The organism is Pseudonocardia endophytica (assembly GCF_004339565.1).
Taxonomy (GTDB): Bacteria; Actinomycetota; Actinomycetes; order Mycobacteriales; family Pseudonocardiaceae; genus Pseudonocardia; species Pseudonocardia endophytica.
The window spans coordinates 1,181,410-1,201,261 of record NZ_SMFZ01000002.1 but is presented as its reverse complement, the minus strand read 5'-3'; the positions used below and the strand labels follow the sequence as shown (position 1 = coordinate 1,201,261).

At 71.5% G+C, this 19,852-nt stretch carries 19 protein-coding genes; 10 read left to right on the top strand and 9 right to left on the bottom strand.

The annotated features are described in order from the left end of the window. Positions 1-294: 294 nt before the first annotated feature. The 3 genes from EV378_RS37130 to EV378_RS24430 form a co-directional block, all read right to left on the bottom strand. The gene (locus tag EV378_RS37130; protein ID WP_424511254.1) at positions 295-798 is read right to left on the bottom strand and encodes a phosphoadenosine phosphosulfate reductase domain-containing protein; all 504 of its coding nucleotides are present in this window, start codon (positions 796-798) and stop codon (positions 295-297) included. Between the two features lie 52 nt (positions 799-850). Continuing rightward, entirely contained in the window at positions 851-1,378 is a 528-nt protein-coding gene (locus tag EV378_RS24435) for a hypothetical protein (RefSeq protein WP_132429760.1), read from the bottom strand. Between the two features lie 387 nt (positions 1,379-1,765). Then, a complete protein-coding gene (locus EV378_RS24430) occupies positions 1,766-2,368 on the bottom strand; it encodes an arsenate reductase/protein-tyrosine-phosphatase family protein (protein ID WP_165922464.1) in 603 nt (200 codons plus the stop codon). 226 nt (positions 2,369-2,594) lie between these two features. Between EV378_RS24430 and EV378_RS24425 the strand changes: the two genes are divergently transcribed. Next, a complete protein-coding gene (locus EV378_RS24425) occupies positions 2,595-4,106 on the top strand; it encodes a sugar transferase (RefSeq protein WP_243653750.1) in 1,512 nt (503 codons plus the stop codon). Here the strand turns inward: EV378_RS24425 and EV378_RS24420 are convergent. Continuing rightward, on the bottom strand, positions 4,100-5,461 hold the full coding sequence (locus EV378_RS24420; RefSeq protein WP_165922463.1) for an HNH endonuclease signature motif containing protein: 1,362 nt from the start codon (positions 5,459-5,461) through the stop codon (positions 4,100-4,102). The genes EV378_RS24425 and EV378_RS24420 overlap by 7 nt on opposite strands. Before the next feature lie 98 nt (positions 5,462-5,559). Between EV378_RS24420 and EV378_RS37125 the strand changes: the two genes are divergently transcribed. The 6 genes from EV378_RS37125 (at position 5,560) to EV378_RS24395 (ending at position 10,672) form a co-directional block, all read left to right on the top strand. Further along, positions 5,560-5,631: a putative leader peptide gene (locus EV378_RS37125; RefSeq protein ID WP_424511274.1), complete on the top strand. Its 72-nt coding sequence runs from the start codon at positions 5,560-5,562 to the stop codon at positions 5,629-5,631. A gap of 167 nt (positions 5,632-5,798) precedes the next feature. Beyond that, complete coding sequence (locus EV378_RS24415) at positions 5,799-6,683, top strand: ABC transporter permease (protein WP_132429757.1); 885 nt, start codon at positions 5,799-5,801, stop codon at positions 6,681-6,683. 8 nt (positions 6,684-6,691) lie between these two features. Next, complete coding sequence (locus tag EV378_RS24410) at positions 6,692-7,432, top strand: ABC transporter ATP-binding protein (protein WP_243653749.1); 741 nt, start codon at positions 6,692-6,694, stop codon at positions 7,430-7,432. Continuing rightward, positions 7,429-8,544: an LLM class flavin-dependent oxidoreductase gene (locus EV378_RS24405; RefSeq protein WP_132429755.1), complete on the top strand. Its 1,116-nt coding sequence runs from the start codon at positions 7,429-7,431 to the stop codon at positions 8,542-8,544. Before EV378_RS24410 ends, EV378_RS24405 begins: the two co-directional genes overlap by 4 nt. Further along, complete coding sequence (locus EV378_RS24400; RefSeq protein ID WP_132429754.1) at positions 8,541-9,698, top strand: Rrf2 family transcriptional regulator; 1,158 nt, start codon at positions 8,541-8,543, stop codon at positions 9,696-9,698. The genes EV378_RS24405 and EV378_RS24400 overlap by 4 nt, the downstream gene beginning before the upstream one ends. Continuing rightward, positions 9,695-10,672: an ABC transporter substrate-binding protein gene (locus EV378_RS24395; protein ID WP_132429753.1), complete on the top strand. Its 978-nt coding sequence runs from the start codon at positions 9,695-9,697 to the stop codon at positions 10,670-10,672. Before EV378_RS24400 ends, EV378_RS24395 begins: the two co-directional genes overlap by 4 nt. 225 nt (positions 10,673-10,897) lie before the next feature. Here EV378_RS24395 and tgmC read toward each other — a convergent pair whose 3' ends face one another. The 3 genes from tgmC to tgmA are packed head-to-tail and all read right to left on the bottom strand — an operon-like array spanning position 10,898 to position 13,376. Beyond that, complete coding sequence (gene tgmC, locus EV378_RS24390; RefSeq protein WP_207908856.1) at positions 10,898-12,091, bottom strand: ATP-grasp peptide maturase system methyltransferase; 1,194 nt, start codon at positions 12,089-12,091, stop codon at positions 10,898-10,900. Continuing rightward, on the bottom strand, positions 12,088-13,044 hold the full coding sequence (gene tgmB / locus EV378_RS24385) for an ATP-grasp ribosomal peptide maturase (RefSeq protein ID WP_132429752.1): 957 nt from the start codon (positions 13,042-13,044) through the stop codon (positions 12,088-12,090). The genes tgmC and tgmB overlap by 4 nt, the downstream gene beginning before the upstream one ends. Positions 13,045-13,052: 8 nt before the next feature. Further along, positions 13,053-13,376, bottom strand: coding sequence for a putative ATP-grasp-modified RiPP (gene tgmA / locus EV378_RS24380; RefSeq protein WP_207908855.1), 324 nt, complete (start codon positions 13,374-13,376; stop codon positions 13,053-13,055). A gap of 367 nt (positions 13,377-13,743) precedes the next feature. Between tgmA and EV378_RS24375 the strand changes: the two genes are divergently transcribed. From EV378_RS24375 to EV378_RS24365, 3 genes are all read left to right on the top strand, one after another. Further along, positions 13,744-14,865, top strand: coding sequence for an NsdA family TPR-like regulatory protein (locus tag EV378_RS24375; RefSeq protein WP_132429751.1), 1,122 nt, complete (start codon positions 13,744-13,746; stop codon positions 14,863-14,865). 11 nt (positions 14,866-14,876) lie between these two features. After that, positions 14,877-15,368 (top strand): NUDIX domain-containing protein, encoded by a 492-nt coding sequence (locus tag EV378_RS24370; RefSeq protein WP_132429750.1) that lies wholly within the window; start codon positions 14,877-14,879, stop codon positions 15,366-15,368. A 143-nt stretch (positions 15,369-15,511) separates the two neighbouring features. After that, positions 15,512-16,456 carry a GDP-L-fucose synthase family protein gene (locus EV378_RS24365; RefSeq protein ID WP_207908854.1) on the top strand — a complete coding sequence of 315 codons (945 nt, stop codon included), beginning with the start codon at positions 15,512-15,514 and terminating at the stop codon, positions 16,454-16,456. A 302-nt stretch (positions 16,457-16,758) separates the two neighbouring features. Here the strand turns inward: EV378_RS24365 and EV378_RS24360 are convergent, their stop codons facing one another. Together EV378_RS24360 and EV378_RS24355 are read right to left on the bottom strand one after the other, a co-directional pair. Then, positions 16,759-18,264, bottom strand: a complete 1,506-nt coding sequence (locus EV378_RS24360; protein ID WP_132429748.1) for a tyrosine-protein kinase domain-containing protein — start codon at positions 18,262-18,264, stop codon at positions 16,759-16,761. Positions 18,265-18,386: 122 nt separating this feature from the next. Then, positions 18,387-19,706, bottom strand: a complete 1,320-nt coding sequence (locus tag EV378_RS24355) for a UDP-glucose dehydrogenase family protein (RefSeq protein WP_132429747.1) — start codon at positions 19,704-19,706, stop codon at positions 18,387-18,389. Positions 19,707-19,852: the final 146 nt, after the last annotated feature.

The window sequence follows — 19,852 nt, the reverse complement described above, 5'->3', positions numbered from 1 at the left end:
AGCTGTCGCCAACGACCGCCGAAGGAGTGGGCAACGCCCCCGGACCGCTTCCACCCGGTGATGAACGGGAGAGGGAAATGCATTACAGGCCGACACGAACGGGACCCCTCCGCCCCGTTCGTGTCCGCACCGGAGCCCTACTTGGGCGGCAGGAACGAGGACCGAGATCTCCGACGCCGCGCCGGCCTGACCGCCAACGAACGATCAGGCCGTGCCGCCGACCGGCCGTCGTGACCCGGCCCGTCCGAGGCGAGGCGAGAACCGAGGCCGTAGACGAGACCGAAGTCGAGGCCGTCAACGCGAGACGCGATGAACCTCGGCGGAGCGCCTGCGCCGCAGCCGATATCGGGCCGGACACGCATCTCCGACCTCCTCGACGACGACTCCGTCGAGGCGCCCGCGATCGCGCCCCACGACCCATTGGCAGCTTCGTGCCGTTAATGGTGTGGGGTTCTTCTTGCCCGTGCGGTCGCGCACCGTCTCGATCGCCGTCGGGGCACCATGCGGCGGGCAGTTTCGAATGCACCGCGAGCACCATGCCGTCACGCTCGGACACGTCGCGCTCGTGCGCGTAGTAGATCGACGGCAGCTCCACTGCCCGAACTCGTCGCGGAACGAGAACACCCGCTCCTTGGCCCTGACCTTGTCCTCGTCGCGGCGGGCGCCGCCGAGCACGACGGTGAACCCGTGATCTTCGATGGCCTCGAGCAGCCCCGGCGTCTGGATCCGGTTGTGCGTGCCGCCCGGCGGTTCGACGACGGTGCCCGCGGCGATCGCGTCCGGACCTGACAACGACAACGGCCGTCGCCGAACATGATTGTTCGACGACGGCCGTCAGGATCTGCAGCCGTCAGCCGGCCGGCGGAACCTCAGGCAACGCCGGGGCACCCGGGATCTCGGGGGCAGCCGGGAGCGCGTCGGCCGGGTTCGGCACCTCGGGAACGGCCGGGGTCTCGGGGGCTCCGGGAACCTCCGGAACAGCCGGGGTCTCGGGGGCTCCGGGAACCTCCGGAACAGCCGGCGTCTCCGGCAGCGCCCCGGTCGGGTCGGTCGGCAGCTCCGGGACCGCGGGCAGCTCCGGAAGGGCGGGGCCGGGAACAACGATCTCGTTGTTGCTGCCGTTGCCGTTGCCGTTGCCGTTCAGGAAGTCACTGCAGTTGGCCAGATTGCCGGCGTTGTTACCGGCGATCGGGGCCTGGGTGACGGCATTGCCAGCGCTCTCGCCGGTGATGCTCGACGCCGCACCAGCGGAGCCGCCGACGAACGAGCACGCCTTGTCGGCCGGAGCCGGCTCGTCGGTGGCGAATGCCAGCGGCGACGTCGCCAGCGCGGCAGCGAGGACTCCTGCCGCGACGAGGCCAGCCTTCTTCATGTTCATGGGGAGCGTTCCTCTCAGCATGCCGTCGTCGACGGCGCCTCAGGTCTGCGGCCGAACGGGGTATCGACCACCCTCGTTCAAACGCTGGAAGTCATCACAAGCGACGGTGAATCACCGAGCATCACCCGATCGAGTGGCAACCCTGCCCCTGGTCCACACGTCTGTCGGAGCCACACACCGACAGCCTGCTTTCCCGGAGCCAGGGTTCAGGCGGGGACGTCGATCCATGGTTGGGCGCGAGCCAGGTCCAGGACAGCGCGCCCCGGTCGCCGAGAACGGTGCGCATCTCCGGCGTCAGCGCCCGGTCCGCGCCGAATCCTCGACGACGCGGTGCCGTTCATCCGAGGTTCGGCGGCAGCAGTTCGGAGCAGCGGCTCGCCGGACGGCTCAGCTGCGTGGGGCGATGACGTCCAGCACGTCGACGACCGCGCGGAACGTCATCGCGGTGGCGTTGCGGTAGTCCTGCGGCTCGCCGCCGATCGGGTCCGGGATCCGGTCGTCGCCGTCGGCGGGGACCAGTCCGCGCTGCGCGCGCGCCGCGTCGACGGCGGCCCTGGCCCGCTTCACGAGGTCCGGCGGCAGCATCGTCGCGTCGACGGCTGAGACCAGCCGGGCGAACTCGACCAGCGAGAACGTCACGCCGAGCATCTCCGGGAACTCGGTCAGCACCGTGCTGCGGTGCTTCCGGGACGCGGTGAGCACCAGGTCGGCGTCCCGTACGATCCCGGCGCTGAGCTGGCGGGCGCGGAAGTCACCGGACCAGTGGTCGGTGTCCAGCGCCCACGGCTCCAGCGCGGCGCGGGACTCCGGGTGCATCGGCGCACCGACGACGGCACGCACGCCGGCGCTGGCCACCTCGATCCGGGCCGCCTCGCGCCCGCCGAGGCGACCGCGCAGCAGGTGCCGGGTCAGGATCTCCGCCCCGGGAGACCGGCACACGTTCCCGGTGCACACGTAGAGCAGCCGGAAGGTCTCGTCGTCTCTCTGCACGACCGGAGTGTCGGTTTGCGAGTGCTTCGTGTGACGCACCCGTGCGCCAGATCATCAGGATTGAGGGTCCGAGCGGCCTAATTTGGCGAGATTCTCTCACGATCCGTAACAGGGCCCCCCGACCGATCGACACGGTATGTGATCCGCAGGCGGGTTCGTCCCCGGAGCCCCCGCGTCGACACCGCAGTCGGCACCACCTGCACGACTCGAAGGAGACCCACTCCTCGTGACCACGTTCCACGACGTCGCCGACACGACGAAGCGCGACCTGATCCCGGCCCCGCGCCCGTCGCGCTTCCCTCGCCGACGCTCCGCGACCGCCGTCCTCGACGCGCCGCGCGCCGCCCAACGCCGGTTCGCCCGGATGGTCATCGCCGCCGACCTGCTCGTGGTCACCCTGACCGTCGCCGTGACGATCCTCGTCGGCCTCACCGGAGCGTTCGCCGCGGACCGCGCGCTCGTCGTGTGCGGCCTCCTGTCGGCTGCACTCGTGGTCGCGGGACTGTGGGCCGCCCGCACGTGGGACTCCCGCGTGCTCGGCCAGGGGTCGACGGAGTTCCTCCGCCTCGGGCGCGCGATCGTCGGGGCCGACGTGGTGCTCGCGATGGGCGGGCTGTCGCTGATGGTCAACTCGGTGCGCCTCTGGGTGTTCCTGATCGTCCCGCTGATCGGGCTGCTCTGCCTCGGATCCCGGTTCCTGCTGCGCAAGTGGCTGCACCAGCGCCGCAGCACCGGGGAACACGTGCTCCCGGTCCTCGCGGTCGGCAGCGTGCAGGCCGTCGCCGACCTGATCCGCCGCACCCGGCGCGACCCGTTCTTCGGCTGGCAGATCACCGGCGCCTGCACCCCGACCGGCACGGCCGACGGCGGCGGTGACCACATCGCCGAGGTCCCGGTCGTCGGGGACCTGGACGCGGTGTCCTCCCGGGTGCACGACGTCGGCTACCACGTCGTCGCGGTCTGCCAGGCCCCCGGCTGGGGTGCCGCCCGCCTGCACCGGCTCGCCTGGCAGCTCGAGGACACCGACACCGAGCTCGCCGTCGACCCGGGCCTGATGGAGATCGCCGGCCCGCGGATGCACATCGCCCCGGTCGACGGGTTCCCGCTGCTGCGCCTGTCCCGCCCGAAGTTCACCGGCCTGGCCCGCGTCACCAAGACCGTCACCGACCGCGCGCTCGCCAGCCTCATCCTCCTGCTCCTGGCTCCGATCCTGATCAGCCTCGCCCTCGCCGTGTGGCTGGGCGACCGCGGCCCGATCTTCTTCCACCAGGAACGCGTCGGCGCGAACGGCCGAACCTTCAGGCTGGTCAAGTTCCGCTCGATGTGCGTCGACGCCGAGGACCGCCTCGCCGCACTCGCCGCCACCAACGAAGGCGCCGGCCCACTGTTCAAGCTCAAGGTCGACCCCCGCGTCACACGAGTCGGGCACTTCCTGCGCAAATACTCGCTCGACGAACTCCCCCAGCTGTTCAACGTCCTCGGCGGATCCATGAGCCTCGTCGGCCCCCGCCCCCCGCTCGCGCGCGAGGTCAAGACCTACGCCGACGACGCCCGCCGACGCCTGCTCGTCCGTCCCGGCATGACCGGCCTCTGGCAGGTCAGCGGACGCAGCTCCCTGTCCTGGGAGGAGTCCGTGCGACTCGACCTCCGCTACGTCGAGAACTGGTCCCTCGCCCTGGACCTCACGATCATGTGGAAGACCTTCGGCGCCGTCGTGCGCGGGCGCGGCGCCTACTGACCGGCCGAGGCGAGACACGTCAGGTCGACGATCCGCGCCGGTGGGCGCGCCTCAGGGATGCGCCCGACCAGGTCCGGCCGGTGAACCGGGTTTCGACGGGGCCCGCCCGGTATCCAGGGCGGCGGACGGAACAGCGGGAACCCGTCCTCCATCGTGATCGTCCATCCCGCATGGTGGATCACCGTGTGGTGCCGTGAGCACAGCAGGACCAGGTTGGACAGGTCCGTCGGCCCGTCGTCGACCCAGTGCACGACGTGGTGCGCCGAGCACCACTGCGGAGGACAGTCGCAGCCAGGGAACGCGCACCCGCCGTCCCGCTGGGCCAGCGCCCGGCGCTGGGCCCGGGTGGCCAGCCGCGCCTCCCGGCCCACGTCGACCGGCTCACCGGCGGCGCCGAGCACGATGGGGACGACGCGGGCGTCGCATGCGAGCCTGCGCGCCGTCTCGGCGGAGATCGCCTCGGCGAGCGTCCCGTCGCCGAAGCCGATCAGCGCGCCACCGGCACGGCTCTCGAGCGTCTCCAGCGGCACCGTCACGACGACCTGCACGGCCTGACCGCCATCGGCTCCGAGGTCGCCTGCGGCGATCACACGAGGGGCGAGTTCGACGAGGCCGTCCCCGTCGCGTTCGGCGCGGGAGCGAGGGTCGCGGTCGAGGACGGTCGGGCAAACCACCGGGTCCGCGGGACCGGAGGCACCGCTCTCGTGAGCGAGGTCGGCGCCCGCATCCGGGTCGGCAGCGGGCTCGGTGCAGGTGCACCCCCGGCCGTGCGGACCGGTCACGCCGCCCGGCGCCGTCAGCGGGGACAGCGCCGTGCGCAGCACGGCCGCGGACTCGGTGTCGAACCAGCCCTTCGCCTCGAACCCGTCGCCGAGCGGCCGCAGCGTCAGGCGGTTGCGGGCCGGTCGCGGGTCGCGCGGGCGGGGCCCGTCCGGGTCGAGCAGCGCGATCGCCTTGCGACCCAGCTTCGCGACGGCGTCCGGGTCCAGCGTGCGGGCGTGCAGCGCGAGGTCCGCCTCCAGCGCGGGCCGGTGGTCCTCCAGGTGCGGTGGCACCGACGCGAGCACGGCCTGGATCACCCGGACGTGCTCGGCCGAGACGGCGGCCTCCTGGACCGCGGCGGCAAGCACCGGGAGCGCGGCCTCGCACAGCTCCCCGGTCGGTGTCCGGACGGGCTCGAGGTCCTCGGCCGCCCGCACGCGGGCCCTCGCCGCCCCGCGGGAGACGTTCTGCACGTCGTGCACCAGATCGGCGAGGACCGGCAGCATCGCGGCGAACGTCTCGTTCAGGACGCGCTGGGCGTCACCGAGCGCGACGAGAAGCTCCTCGTCCTCGGCTCGCCACCACTCGCGCATGGCCTCAGCATACTCGAACATCAGTTCGAAGACCAGTCTCATCACAAACCCAACCCGAACGGTTGTGATTCGGGGAGCGGTCCCCTACCGTCCGAGCCATGCCCGGCCAGGAGCTCACCGTGCGCGAGCACATCGACCTGCTCCGGGTCGCCTCCGCGCTCTGTCGTTGAGCTGTCGCTGAGCCGGTCGCCGTCGCGCGTCGTCGCCGACGGTGTCATGCCGGGCCGCCCGGGGTCGAGTTCCCGGTGCGCCCGCCTCCTCCGCCCGTCCCGCGTCCACGGACCCCTGCCCGCCGGGTGCCCGTGCGTCCGACCGACGCGTCCGCCCAGGAGCCGTGATGTCTCTCGTGTCCGAGTCCTCCGCCGCCCACCGACCACCAGGACCACCGGGATCACCACCGACACCGCCACGGACCGTCGAGGTCGAGACGGTCGAGCCGACGCCGGAGAGCGGGCGCTCGCGCGTGCCGCGCTGGGTGGTCAAGGCCGCCTCGCCGATCGCGCTCGTGGTCGTGTGGCAGGTCCTCGGCACCACCGGGGTGCTCGAGCGCGACGTGCTCGCCCCGCCGCTGGACGTCCTGTCCACCGCGGGGCAGATGGTGTCCGAGGGCCGCCTGCAGTCCGCCGTGTTGACCTCGCTGGGCCGGGTCGCCGTCGGTCTCGTGCTCGGCATCGTCACCGCGACCGTGCTGGCGACGGTCACCGGCCTGCTCCGGCGGGGTGAGGACCTCCTGGACGCACCGATGCAGATGCTGCGGACGATCCCGGTGATCAGCCTGATCCCGCTGCTGATCGTGTGGTTCGGCATCGGCGAGGAGCCGAAGGTCGTCCTGATCGGACTGGCCGTGACGTTCCCGCTCTACATGAACCTGTTCGGCGGCATCCGCAACGTCGACGCCGCGCTCGTCGAGGCTGCCCGCACGCTCGGGCTCGGCCGGCTCGCCCAGGTGCGGCACGTGATCCTCCCGGCGGCGCTGCCCCAGGCCCTGGTCGGGCTGCGTTACTCGTTCGGCTCGGCGTGGCTGGCGCTGGTGTTCGGGGAGACGATCAACGCGACCTCCGGGATCGGCTACGAGATGAACACCGCCCGGGAGTACTTCCAGACCGACGTCATCGTCGTCTGCCTGGTGCTCTACGCCCTGCTCGGCCTCGCGGTCGACCTGCTGGTCCGCGGGCTGGAGAGGGGGCTGCTGTCGTGGCGACCGGCGTTCAGCGGCCAGTGAGCGGCGAGGTGCCCACCCGGTCCGGCCGGCCGGTCCAGGTGCGGGGGCTGACCCGCCGCTTCGGCGACCGTGCCGTGATCGACGGCCTGGATCTGACCGTCGAGCCCGGCGAGTTCGTCGCGCTGCTCGGCGCGAGCGGCTGCGGCAAGTCCACGCTGCTGCGCGTGCTCGCCGATCTCGACCGCGACATCGACGGCGAGGTCCGGGTGGCGACGCGCCGTGCCGTCGGCTTCCAGGCCCCGCGGCTCCTGCCGTGGAAAAAGGTGTGGCGCAACGTCGTGCTCGGGCTGCCGGGGCGTCCCGACCGGCTGCGCGCCGAGGCCGCGCTCGCCGAGGTCGGCCTCTCGCACCGCGTCGACGTCTGGCCCAAGGTGCTCTCCGGCGGGGAGGCGCAGCGCGCGGCGCTGGCGCGCTCGCTGGTGCGCGAGCCCGACCTGCTGCTGCTCGACGAGCCGTTCTCCTCCCTCGACGCGCTGACCCGGCTGACCGCCCGCGGCCTGGTCGAGGAGCTCTGGGAACGCCACCGCTGCGCGGTGCTGCTCGTGACCCACGACGTCGAGGAGGCGCTCGTGCTCGCCGACCGCGTCCTGGTGATGGACGGCGGGCGGATCGCGCACGACGCCCCCGTCGACGCGCCCCGCCCGCGCGACCTCACCGAGCCCCGGCTCCTCGCCCAGCGCGCCGACCTGCTCGCCCGCCTCGGCGTCACCGAGCAGCACCACCGGACACCCGAGGGAGAACACGCATGACCGTCGAGTTCATCGGCATGATCGGCACCCAGCACGTGTCCGAGATCCACCCGCCGTCCGGACCGCCGGTCGACCCGGACTTCGTGCGCCGTTTCGTCACCGCCCACGAGGAGGCGGGGTTCGACAGGGTGTTGGTCGGGCACAGCGCCTCGACCCCCGACGGGCTGCAGGTGGCCGCGTTCGGCGCCGCGCACTCGGAGCGTCTGGGCTTCCTCGTCGCGCACCGCCCCGGTTTCATGGCGCCGACGCTGGCCGCGCGCGCCTACGCCACCCTGGACCGCTTCTCCGGCGGCCGGGTCGCCATGCACGTCATCTCCGGGGGCAGCGACGCCGACCAGCGCCGCGACGGCGACCACCTGGACAAGGAGGCCCGTTACCGGCGGACCGACGAGTACCTCGACGTCGTCACCCGCACCTGGACCGCACCGGAGCCGTTCGACCACCACGGCGAGCACTACCGGGTCGAGGACGTCGACGCCGCGGTCCGGCCGCTGCAGCAGCCGAGGATCCCGGTGTACTTCGGCGGCTCGTCCGCTGCGGCCTACCGGGTCGGGGGCAAGCACGCCGACGTCTTCGCGCTCTGGGGCGAGCCGCTCGCCGAGACCGCGGAGCAGATCGCGTCGGTGCACGCCGCCGCGCGCGCCGCCGGCCGGCAGACGCTCCCGGGCATCAGCGTCTCGTTCCGCCCCATCCTCGGCGCCACCGAGGAGCTGGCGTGGGAGCGCGCGCACCGGATCCTCGACCGCATCGTCGCGGCGGACGGCGGGTCCGGCTCCTTCACCGGGAGGATGAGCCGCCGACGCGGGAACGAGCCGCCGGCCAACGTCGGCTCGCAGCGCCTGCTCGCCGCGGCCGCGCGCGGCGAGCTCCACGACCGTGCACTGTGGACGCCGACGGCGGCGGCCACCTCCGCGGCCGGCAACTCCACCGCGCTGGTCGGCACCCCGGAGACGGTGGCGGCCGCCCTGCTGGACTACGTCGACATCGGCGTCACGACGCTGCTCATCCGCGGCTACGACCCGTTCGACGATGCCGTCGACTACGGCCGGGAATTGCTCCCGCTCGTCCGCGCCGAGCTGGCCCGGCGGGCCCCGGTGGGGGTGTCCGCGTGACGGCGGTCCCCGCCCCGACGACCGGCCCGGCCGCCACGGTCCACACCCCACCGGCCGCCTCGCGCGGCACCGTCGTGGTGCTGGCGGGCCGTGGCGAGCACGCGCGCGTGTACGACCGGCTCGGGCGACGGCTCGCCGTCGACGGCTACACCGTCGTCGTCCCGGGCACGATGGAGCCGGACAGGGAGCCGGACGGGATCCGGGCCGCGTTCACCGCGCACCCCGACGGCGCCCGCGTGCTGCTCGGCGCCGACCGCGGCGCGGTCCGCGCGTGGGCGCACGCCGCGGCGCGGCCGGACGGGGTCGACGCGCTGGTCCTGGCCGGGCTGCCGCTCGCGGCCGGGCAGGGCGACCCGGGTGACCGGGAGGGCGAGCTGGACCTGCGCACCCAGTGCCCCGTGCACCGGGCGCTGCTCGCCGACGACCCGGCGTTCGGCTGGGGGGCGCTCGACCAGGCGCTTCCCGCCCGACCGGCCGCGCTGCCCGACGTCCCGACCCTGCTGCTGCACGGCGCCGCCGACCGCGTCGCGCCCCTGGCCCCGGTCCGCGAGCTCGCCCGCGCGGCGCCACAGGCGGCGCTCGCCGTCGTCGAGGGCGGCGTGCACGACGTGCTCAACGACCGGTTCCACCGCAGCGTGGCCGCCCGCCTCGTGCTGTTCGTGGAGGAGATCGGCAAGGGGGCCCGGATCGTCGACGACCCCAACGGGGCCGCGGACCCCGCGGCCGCGGTACCGCAGGCACAGCCTGCGCGCGGGCGCAGCCGCCGGGCGGCCCCGCTGCACGTCTCGGCGCGGCTGGACTACGCGCTGCGGACGGTCGCCGCGCTGCCCGCGGACGCCCGCGCGGAGCCGGTGCGCTGCGAGAGCGTCGCCCGCACGCGGGGCATCCCGCTGAACTCGCTGGTCAACATCATGGTGGACCTGCGCCGGGCCGGGCTGGTGCGCAGCCGGCGCGGCTGCGAGGGCGGCTACTGGCTCGCCCGGCCGGCCGCCGAGATCACCGTCGCCGACGTCGTGCGCGCCGTCGAGAGCGAGGTGGCCGCCGTCCCCGACGGCCCCGGCACCGAGGTCTGGCACGACCTCGGTCGCGCCGTCACCGACTTCCTCGAGCACCGGGTGCTCGACCACGCTCCCGACCCCCTGGAGGACCCGTGAGACCGCTCCGTCTCCTGCCCGCCCTGGCCGCCGTCGTCGCGCTGGCGCTCGCGGGTTGCTCGGCGGGGTCGTCGCCGGACGCGCCGGGGGACGCGGCCGGCCAGACCCTGCGCTTCGGGGACCAGGCCGGCCAGCAGCAGGCGCTGCTGGAGGCGTCCGGCGTGCTCGCCGGCACGCCGTACCAGGTCGAGTTCTCGCAGTTCCCGGCGGCGGCGCCGCTACTGGAGGCCCTGCGTGGGGAGGCGGTCGACATCGGGGTCGCCGGCGACTCCCCGACGTTGAACGCTCTCGGTGCCAGCGACGACATCTCGATCGTCTCGGCCACCCGCACCCCGTCGGCGGGCGGGCTCGCCGTCCTCGTGCCGCCAGGATCGCCGATCCGCAGCGTCGCCGACCTGCGCGGCAAGCGCGTCTCCCCGACCACCCAGGGCAGCATCGGGCACTACCTGCTCCTGCAGGCCCTGCGCGAGGCCGGGATCCCGGCGAACGAGGTGCAGATCAGCTTCCTGCAGCCGGTGGACGCCGCGGCCGCGTTCCGGACCGGGGCGATCGACGCGTGGTCGACCTGGGATCCCTACACCGCGGTCGCCCAGCAGGACAACGGCGCGCGGGTGGTACGCGACAACCGCGGGCTCTCCCCCGGCCTGAGCTTCCTCGACGCGAACAACGACTCGCTCGACGACCCGGACAAGCGCGCCGCGATGACCGACTTCGTGGCCCGGTACGCCAGGGCCCTGGAGTGGGCGCAGAGCCACCCCGACGAGCTGACCGCGATCTACGCGAAGCTCACCCAGCGCCCGCCGGAGGTGGCGAAGACCATCGCACAGCGCGCCCAGCGACGTGCCGTGCCGCTGGACGCGACCGCGGTCGGCGACCTCCAGGGCGTCGCGGACAACCTGCGGTCGTTCGGCGTCCTGCGCCAGGACGTCCAGGTGGCACCGCGGGTCCGTGACCTGGGTGCTCCGGCGCCGTGACCGCTACCCACCGGGAAGCGTTCGCGGCACGACGGGGAGCTCGATCACTCCGTATCAGGGCCGAGCTGCTCACGACACCTCACCGGTCGAGACAGTCCCGACAGCGAGGTCCTGGCTCACTTGTCATCGAGCACGCGAGATCCAGCCTCGTAGGTGTTGGTCTCGTATCCGACGCGCCCGTCGACATGGCCCGCGTCGGTGTGCGCTGCGAGCCCCATCAGCGGGCTACTCGGAGCGGGTACCACCGGTTCGTAGCGGTCGACTGTGGATCGACCGGTCCGGCTCGTCGATCCACACGGTGAGCACGCTCGCCGAGACGGTGATTCCGATTCGGGTCCGGCTCGGCCGGCCGAGTCGGTTCCAGAGCTCGTGGGCCTCCTCCACGCGTGTCCAGAGGTGTCGAGGCCCGCCTTGCTCGACCTGACCGGTCTGCGGGTCGTGAAAGGCCCAGGACCCGTCGGGGTGCAGGAGCCATTGGACCGGTCCGTCGGTTCGGGTGAGCGTGAGCCTGGCGAGGCCGGGCGTGAGCAGCGCGGTGAGTGCAGCCCAACCCGGGGCCGGATCCGGGATGAGCCCAGGTAGGCGCGATCTGCGCTTGGTCCCGTCGGGCGCAACGGCTGCGGCGGCGAGCAGGTCGTCGAGCGGCAACCGATCGTGCAGTCGACTCGGCATGAAGTAGGCCTCGTCGGACAGCAGGTGCCCATGCGCGCTGCCATGCTCGTCGACGGTCAGCGCGAGCATCAGGCCCACGTCGAGGTCGTGGAAGATGCTGCACACGATGACCCCGCCTGGACGGGTCTGCGTGATCCACTCGTACGGGATGGACGGCACCGAGTAGGTAGCGAGGAGCCGGTCGTACGGTCCTCCGTCCGGGTATCCGGTGGCACCGTCTCCGACGACCAGAGTCGGGTGGTAGCCCTGTTCTGCGAGCGCCCGCCGAGCCCAGGCGGCGACGTCCGGGTCGTACTCGACGCTGATCACCGAATCGTCTCCGAGGCGGTGGCACAGCAGGGCTGTGTTGTAGCCGGTTCCGGTGCCCAGCTCGAGGACCCGGTCCCCGTCTCCGACGTCGAGCGCTTCGAGCATGCTGGCCATCAGGCTCGGCTGCGTGCTCGACGATGTCGCCGTCCCCTGCGTGGGTCCGTTCTCGCGTGCACCGGTCCATCTCGTCCGGTCACAGTCGAGCTGGGTCGTGAGGACCGAGTTGTCGTAGACGAGCTGGAGCCAGTCCGGACTCTGCTCGTCGATCGCCTGGAAGGCCCTGCCGTCCGGGGTGGCTTGGAACACCTCGGGGGCGACGAGGTGCCGCGGAACGGCGCGGAACGCTTCGATCCACTCGGGACTGCGCAGCCAGCCGTCTCGCGTCAGCTGTTCGACCATCGCGTGGCGGGCTGCGGTGATCGGGTCAGGCCTGGTCATGGATGCTCCGCGGTGAGGGCGTCGGCGATGGCGGCGGCGATCGGCACGCCGGTGGCGTCCTGCAACCATGCCCACTGGCCGTTCGGGTTGATCTCGAGAAACACCCACCTGTCCTGGTGGTCGACGACGAAGTCGAGGGCGCCGAAGCGTAGTCCGAGACTGTCGAGCACCGTGACGACGGATGCCCGGACATCCTCGGGAACGTCGATCGTCCGGTAACGCAGGTTGGGGTAGTCGCTGCGCCAGTCAAGGTGAGCGGCTGCGGATTCCGCGTCGATCCGCACCGCGAAGAACTGCTTGTCGACGACGGTGACGCGGACCTCGTGGGACTTGGGCACCCATGCCTGGAGTAGGTGCGCCGTGCCGCGGACGGAGTCGTCGATCTCCTCGGCCCCGACCCGGTTCGCGAACGTCAACTTGTGCTGGCCGTGCTCGCTGATCAACCCGCCCGCCATCGGCTTGTAGATGGCCGCCTGCACTCGGGTGACGAAGCGGCGCGCCTGGTCCGGATCGTTGGTCACGATCGTGGGTGGCACGAGCAACCCGGCGTTCACCGCGACCTGGAGCTGGACGGGCTTGTACTCCGCGGCCGCGATGGCCGAGGGGTGGTTCAGCCAATGGGGCAGGGCCGAAAGCAGCCCGCCGAGTCCCCGGCGTGCCTCCCGCCTGGCCCACCGGCGCTCCTCGTCGCCAAGGTGGTCGGGAAGCTCGAAGTCGCTGGGCCGCCGGTAGTAGGCGCAGCCGATGTCCTCGATCGACACCGCTCGGTCGTTCAGTTGGATCCTCCCGGTCCACCTCGCACCGAGTTCTGCGTGGAGCGCGAGTCGCTCAGGAAAGTCACCGGTGTCGCACCGGAAGACGGGATGGTCCCGGCGATTGAGTTCCTCGACGACGTAGTCGGCGGTCACGTCGTAGGGATCGGTGAGGACGAGCACGGGCCGGGCCGAGGACATGACGACGGTCAGTCCTCTCGGTGATCGGTGTCGGAGTCCATGTTCTTGTGGCCGTCCGAGGTCTGGGTGTTGGTGGTGCCGTCGGTGTGCCTGCCGAAGATCGGCGTGCCGTCCCCGTCGACACATACCTGCCGATCGGGATCGAAGCGCACTCTGGACAGGTCCACGACGACGGGGTGCGGGGGCGGGACGGCGAACCGCATGCCGAAGGGACGTCCGGCGCGGAGAGGCGTCAGGTCCGGCGAGGCATCGTCGAGGAACGGCGAGCTCAGCGGCACGGCGGTATCGGCGTCGAACATCGGATCGTGGCGCAGGGTCTCCTGGGTGGTCACGAAGGTCCTCCGGTGTGGTTGTGGCTGGGACGCGGCAGGCCGGACCGGCGGCCGCACGTGGGCGTGAATCGACACCTCAGTGGCTGTCGTGATCCATTAGGCCCGCCCCGGGGTTGGCGACACCACGGGGCACTGATGGGCATCGATGGGCACTCCGAGTGCCCCGATCGCCACTGGTCGTGGCGACGCGTCGGTATTGTGTGACCCCGTCCCGGGCTCGCCCGGTGCCAACAGTCGCCAACAGGACGGCACACGCATGCACCGCCCCAACCAGGCATTGCGCGCGGCCCGCGAGCGCCTGCCGTCCGGACGGCTCCCCGGATGCTCCCTCTCACGCGACGAGTTGGCCGGCCGTGTCAATGCGTGGTTGCTGGCTGAGACCGGGAAGGCCTTCGCTCTCGACGAGAGGGCGATCGGCCGGTGGGAGCGTGGCGCCGTCGCACGGCCCAGCGCGCACTACCGCGCCGCCCTCCGGGCCGTCCTCGCCGTCGACACCGACGCCGATCTCGGCTTCGGCGACCCGCCCGACCAGCCCGTCCGGCTTCCCGTGCCGGCCGCGGAGGGCGAGCCTCCGACGGTCGACGCGATCCGAGCCATGGCCACCTCGATCCACGTCGCGGACCGGCAGCTCGGCGGTGGCCGCCTCTACAAGTCGGTCCTGGACTACCTACGGAACGACGTCGCGCGGGCACTGTTCACGCCCATGTCCGGTGCCACCGTCTATGCCGCGGCAGCGTCCCTGACCGAGATCGCCGGGTGGATGGCGCACGACAGCGGCCGCGACGTCGACGCCCGCGCTCACTTCGACGGCGCCTACCGGCTCTCACTCGCCGCGGGCTCCCCCGCACTCGCCGCGAACATGTGTGCGTCCATGTCCCACCTGGCCACCCAACTCGGACAGCACGAAGACGCCCTGCGAATCGCCGACGAAGGCCTCGAGCGGGCGGCCTCGGTCGGCGGGGTCGCCCGGATCACCGGGCGGCTACACGCCATGCGAGCCGCCGCTCTCGGCCATCGCGCCGAGCACCGCGAGTGCCGGGCAGAGCTCGCCGCCGCCGAGCGCTCTCTGGGCGGGTCCAACGACCATGAGCACGCCGCGTGGGCTGCGCACTTCGACGAAGGATCGTTCGCCGGGGAGGCGGCCAGAGCGCTGCACCAGCTCGCCGACTTCGACACCGCCGAAAGCTACGCGCGCCGGGTACTCGCGCTGCGCGACGGCGACCGGATCCGGGCCCAGGCACTCGGTCGGCTGACGCTGGCCAACATCCTCCACTCCGTGGGCAACCACGACGAGGCGGCCGATCTCGGGCGAAGCGTCGCCCGCATGGCTCCCACGCTGCACTCAGCGCGGGTACGGGCCCAACTCGGCGAACTGGCCCTGACGATCAGCACGAGAGCACCTGCTCCCGCAGCGACCGCGTTCCTCGCGGAGGTCGCAGCCCTCGGCCGGCCGGACACCTCGCAGGCGGCCGACCGCTGGCCGGTGTAGACAGCAGCATCATGGACGCGCACTTCGCCCACCTCGCCGAAGGCAACGCGCGCCAGGCGCGCAAGCGGGTCGCCGCCGACGTCCTGATCCGCGACCTCCGCGGACGAGTCCTGCTCGTCGACCCCACATACAAGGAGGGATGGGATCTTCCCGGCGGGATGGTCGAGGACAACGAGTCACCCCACGACGGAGCCCGCCGGGAGCTCGCCGAAGAACTGCGACTGGACCTCACGCCCGGCGCACCGCTGGTCATCGAGTGGGTCGAGGCGCACGGCCCTTGGGACGATCAGATCGTCTTCGTCTTCGACGGCGGGACGCTGACCGACGAGCAGATCAGCGGCATAACGATCGGAGACGACGAGATCGCCGCATGGCGGTTCGTCGATCCGGACGAACTGGACGTGCAGCTGCGCTCCACCATCCGACACCGGGTCGAGCTCTCCCGCCGCTCGCTCGCAACTGGCCGGACCGAGTACCGAGAAGGTCGTCCGGGGCAGACGTAGTTCTAGCGCTAGACCCCGTGCCGTCGGTGCCAACCTGCGACGATCGAGACGTAAGTCAGCCCGTCCACGTGCGGCCGGGCGGCCCGGCAGTCCGATCTCCTAGACTTTGTGTCACCTATTCGATGGCAACCACAGGAGTACCGATGCTGAACCGCGGGACCCGTCTCTACATCGCCGGTCACCGCGGGTTAGCGGGTTCAGCGATCTGGCGCGCTGCTCAGGCAGCCGGTTTCACGGACATCATCGGAGCCACCTCCGCCGAGCTTGACCTGCGCGATCGGCCCGCTGTCTTCGACTGGCTGGCCGATCAGCGCCCCGGCGCCATCGTCCTCGCGGCGGCGCGTGTCGGCGGGATCGTCGCGAACAATACCTACCCGGCGGAGTTCCTCTCCGAGAACCTGCAGATTCAGACGAACGTCTTCGATGCAGCGCATGCGGTCGGGGTCGGCAGCCTCTTGTTTCTCGGCTCGTCCTGCATTTATCCGAAGCATGCCCCGCAGCCGATCACCGAGGACAGCCTGCTCACGGGCCCGTTGGAGCCGACCAACGACGCGTACGCGATTGCCAAGATCGCCGGGATCATGGCCGTCCAAGCCACTCGGCGTCAGTACGGCCACCGCTGGATCTCGGCCATGCCCACCAACCTCTACGGCCCCGGCGACAACTTCGACCCGGAGAACAGTCACGTCCTGCCGGCTTTGATCCGCCGCTTCCACGAGGCTGTCCGGGACGGTCGCGACGACGTCGTGCTGTGGGGCACCGGTACGCCGCGGCGAGAGTTCCTCCACGTCGACGACCTCGGGCTGGCGATCGTGCACCTCCTCGACCACTACGACGACCCGCAGACGATCAACGTCGGCACCGGCACCGATGTCACCATCCGTGAGCTTGCCGAGACCGTCGCCGCCGTTGTCGGCTACACCGGCGCGATCGTCCAGGACACCAGCCGTCCGGATGGCACACCGCGCAAGCTGCTCGACACCAGCCGCATCACCGCACTTGGGTGGGAACCCCGGATCGGCCTTGCCGAGGGCATCGCGTCCACGTACCGGTGGTTCATCGACCACCGCACCGAAGCACGGCTGTGACGTCCAGCTCCGTGTCGACCTAACGACTCTCTGGAAGACGTTCGGCGTCGTCGCCTAGGCTACAAGCGGCGACTGTCCTGGCCGACCGACGTGGGTCTTCCTCTACAGAGGACGACGCTGCTCGTCAGGCAGCGCTTCGATGTCCCGACCTTGCGTAGATGGTGGGCGAACCGGGTCATGGCATCGCCGACGATGACGTGGTGTTAGTCCACGGAGAACACTTTCCGCCGGGCGAGTCGGAGTCCGGAGCCGCCCGACCCGCTCCGGGAGCTAGGCAACCGTAAGCGCCGGCGGCGCGCCGCCTACCCCTCGTGGCCGGAGCGGTCGGGCGGTCGCGGCTCTGAGGGGGAGGGACGAGGCCGTCCCGTCGGCTGTGACCGGGCCGGAGTGGAGGCTCGCGCTGCCATCGCTTGCGTCCGTTCGGTATCCGTCCACGCGGCGGTCTTGGCCACCTCGCTGCTGTAGTACGTGTTGTACTTCGCGTACGCCAGCGGTCCCGAGCTCGGCACCATGGTGAACACCGTGCCGAGCAGCTCGGCCGAGACGCCCCGGAGCGCCTGCGCCGCGGCCTCGACCTGCTGGCGGGTCGTCTGCTGGAATCGGCACACGAGCATCGCGCCGTCGGTGGCGGGCGCGATCGCCGCTGCGTCGGTGACCGGCAGCAGCGGCGGGGTGTCGACGAGCACGATGTCGTACTCGGCCCGGGCCTCGTCGAGGAGCGTCCGCATCTGGTTGCTGCCGAGCAGCTCGCTCGGGTTCGGCGGCGTCGGGCCGCTGGGCAGCACCTCGAACCGACCTCCGCTCCACGGCTGGATCGCCTGGGAGAGGCTCAGCCGCCCGGACAGAACGCGAGTCAGGCCGACTGAGCGGTCTAGGCCGAGCAGCTCGCTGATCTTCGGCCGGCGCAGGTCGGCCTCGACGACGAGCACCCGGCTGCCGGTCGCGGCGAGCGCGATCGCGAGGTTGGCGACCGTCGTCGTCTTGCCCTCGCCGGGCAGCGAGCTGGTCACCAGGACGACCTTGCGGGGCCGGTCGACGTCGACGAACTGCAGGTTCGTGCGCAGCTGCCGGAACGCCTCCGCCCGCGGGCTCTGCGGATCGTCCTGCACGGTGAGCGGCTTCTGCGGCACCTCACCGTCGTAGGCGATCGCTCCGAGGTTCGGCGCGTCCACGGCCTCGGTCAACGACTCCACCGACTTCACCGACGTGTCCAGGGCGTTACGCAGGAACGCGGCGCCGACCCCGACCGCCAGCCCGGCCAGCAGCCCGAGCGCGAGGACCACCGGCAGGCCGGTCGAGGACGGGGTGGTCGGCACCGGCGCGGGTTGCACGACGCGCACGGCGACCGGCGGGACCGCGTTCGGCGCGGCTGGACGCTCCAGCTCGTCGACGACCTCGCTCACGACCGTGCCGATCGTGTTCGCGATCTGCGCGGCCCGCTGCGGCGACTCGTCGGTGACCGCGACATTGATGATCACCGAGTCGAGCGCGCTGGTCGCGGCCACATGCGTCGCGAGCTGGCCGGCCGTCTCGGAGAGCCCGGCACGCTGGATCGTCTCCCCCATCACCCGGTCACCGGTGACCAGCTCGTTGTAGGACTTCACCCGCTGCTCGGACAGCTGCGCACCCTGGTAGGCCTGTTGTGGATTCTCACCGACCTGCGCGGAGACGTACAGCGAGACCTGCGCCGTGTATTCCGCCGGGCGGACCAGATAGACGGCCACCGCCCCGATCACACCGACCACGACCGCGAGCGCGATCACTAGCCAACGCTCGCGGATGACCCGCAGGTAGTCCTGAACTGTCACCTCGGTCCCCGATCGTCCGTCGCCGTGGTCGACACCGTTGAGTCAGGAAGCGTACGGGTCAATCGGATACCCGGTCGCATCGAGTCCCCCCGCTGGGCACGCATCGCCCGATCGGTCGACCCTCAGGTGGCGCGACGACCGAGCGCGCGGTAGCTCCACCCGGCGGCTTCCCAGGACTCGCGGTTGAGCGCGTTACGGCCGTCTAGCACGCTCTTGCGCTTGACGACTTTGCCGAACGCCACCGGGTCGAGGTCGCGGTACTGTTGCCACTCGGTCAGCAGCAACACCAGATCGGCGCGCTCGGCGGCCTCCTCCGGCGAGTCCGCGTAGTCGAGCTGCGGCCACGTCTTCCGGCAGTTCTCGACTGCGGCCGGGTCCGCGACCCGCACGACCGCACCCTGCAGCTGCAGCTGCGCGGCGACGTTCAACGCCGGCGAGTCCCGGATGTCGTCGCTGTTCGGCTTGAACGCGGCACCGAGGACCGCGACCCGCTTGCCGAGCAGGCTGTCGTCGCACACCTGCCGGGCGAGCTCGACCATCCGGATGCGGCGCCGCATGTTGATGTTGTCGACCTCGCGCAGGAACGTCAGCGCCTGGTCGGCGCCCAGCTCCCCCGCCCGGGCCATGAACGCCCGGATGTCCTTCGGCAGGCAGCCGCCGCCGAACCCGAGCCCGGCGTTGAGGAACTTGCGCCCGATCCGGTCGTCGTAACCGATGGCGTCGGCCAGCTGCTTCACGTCGGCGCCGGTGGCCTCGCACAGCTCGGCCATCGCGTTGATGAACGAGATCTTCGTCGCGAGGAACGAGTTCGCGGCGGTCTTCACCATCTCTGCCGTCTGGTAGTCGGTGACCACCTGCGGCGTCCCCCGCGACACGATCGACGAGTACACCTCGTCCAACAGCGCACGGGCCACCGGGCCAGCCTCGCCGTCGGGCAGACCGTACACGAGCCGGTCCGGCTCCAGCGTGTCCTTGACCGCGAGGCCCTCGCGCAGGAACTCGGGGTTCCATGCAAGCATGGCGTCCGGCACCTTGTCCTCGATCATGTCGGCCAGCAGCGCCGCAGTTCCGACGGGCACGGTGGACTTGCCCGCCACCAACTCACCCGGACTGAGCACCCCGATCAGAGACTCGACGGCAGACTCGACGAACCGCAGGTCCGCGCCGTACTCGCTGCGTTTCTGGGGCGTCCCGACACAGAGAAAGTGCACCTGCGCACCGGCCGCCTGCTCGAAGTCCGTGGTGAACGCCAGGCGTCCCGAGCCGAGGCTCCTCTTCAGCAGTTCCTCGAACCCCGGCTCGTAGAACGGCACCTCGCCCTTCGCGAGACGAGCAGCCTTCGCCTCGTCGACCTCGACGCCAATGACGTCGTGGCCGAGCTCGGCCATGGACGCCGCATGCACAGCGCCGAGATACCCACATCCGATGACCGAGAGCCTCATGGCTGACGTCCCTACCATCCTTCGACACGCATGGTGCGGCCGAGATCGGGGCCGTGACAGTTCCGCGTTCGGCGGAGCCTAACTTGACACCGACACGCGTTAGGGACACGGTATCCGGCGCGACGGGCAGTAACATCATCATCGGA

What these genes read in the sequence shown, in the direction of transcription:
- EV378_RS24435 (WP_132429760.1), bottom strand. Translation starts at nt 1,378, where the DNA reads ATGAACATGAAGAAGGCTGGCCTCGTCGCGGCAGGAGTCCTCGCTGCC.
- EV378_RS24420 (WP_165922463.1), bottom strand. Translation starts at nt 5,461, where the DNA reads ATGCGCGAGTGGTGGCGAGCCGAGGACGAGGAGCTTCTCGTCGCGCTC.
- EV378_RS24415 (WP_132429757.1), top strand. Translation starts at nt 5,799, where the DNA reads ATGTCTCTCGTGTCCGAGTCCTCCGCCGCCCACCGACCACCAGGACCA.
- EV378_RS24405 (WP_132429755.1), top strand. Translation starts at nt 7,429, where the DNA reads ATGACCGTCGAGTTCATCGGCATGATCGGCACCCAGCACGTGTCCGAG.
- tgmC (WP_207908856.1), bottom strand. Translation starts at nt 12,091, where the DNA reads ATGACCAGGCCTGACCCGATCACCGCAGCCCGCCACGCGATGGTCGAA.
- tgmB (WP_132429752.1), bottom strand. Translation starts at nt 13,044, where the DNA reads ATGTCCTCGGCCCGGCCCGTGCTCGTCCTCACCGATCCCTACGACGTG.
- EV378_RS24370 (WP_132429750.1), top strand. Translation starts at nt 14,877, where the DNA reads ATGGACGCGCACTTCGCCCACCTCGCCGAAGGCAACGCGCGCCAGGCG.
- EV378_RS24365 (WP_207908854.1), top strand. Translation starts at nt 15,512, where the DNA reads ATGCTGAACCGCGGGACCCGTCTCTACATCGCCGGTCACCGCGGGTTA.
- EV378_RS24355 (WP_132429747.1), bottom strand. Translation starts at nt 19,706, where the DNA reads ATGAGGCTCTCGGTCATCGGATGTGGGTATCTCGGCGCTGTGCATGCG.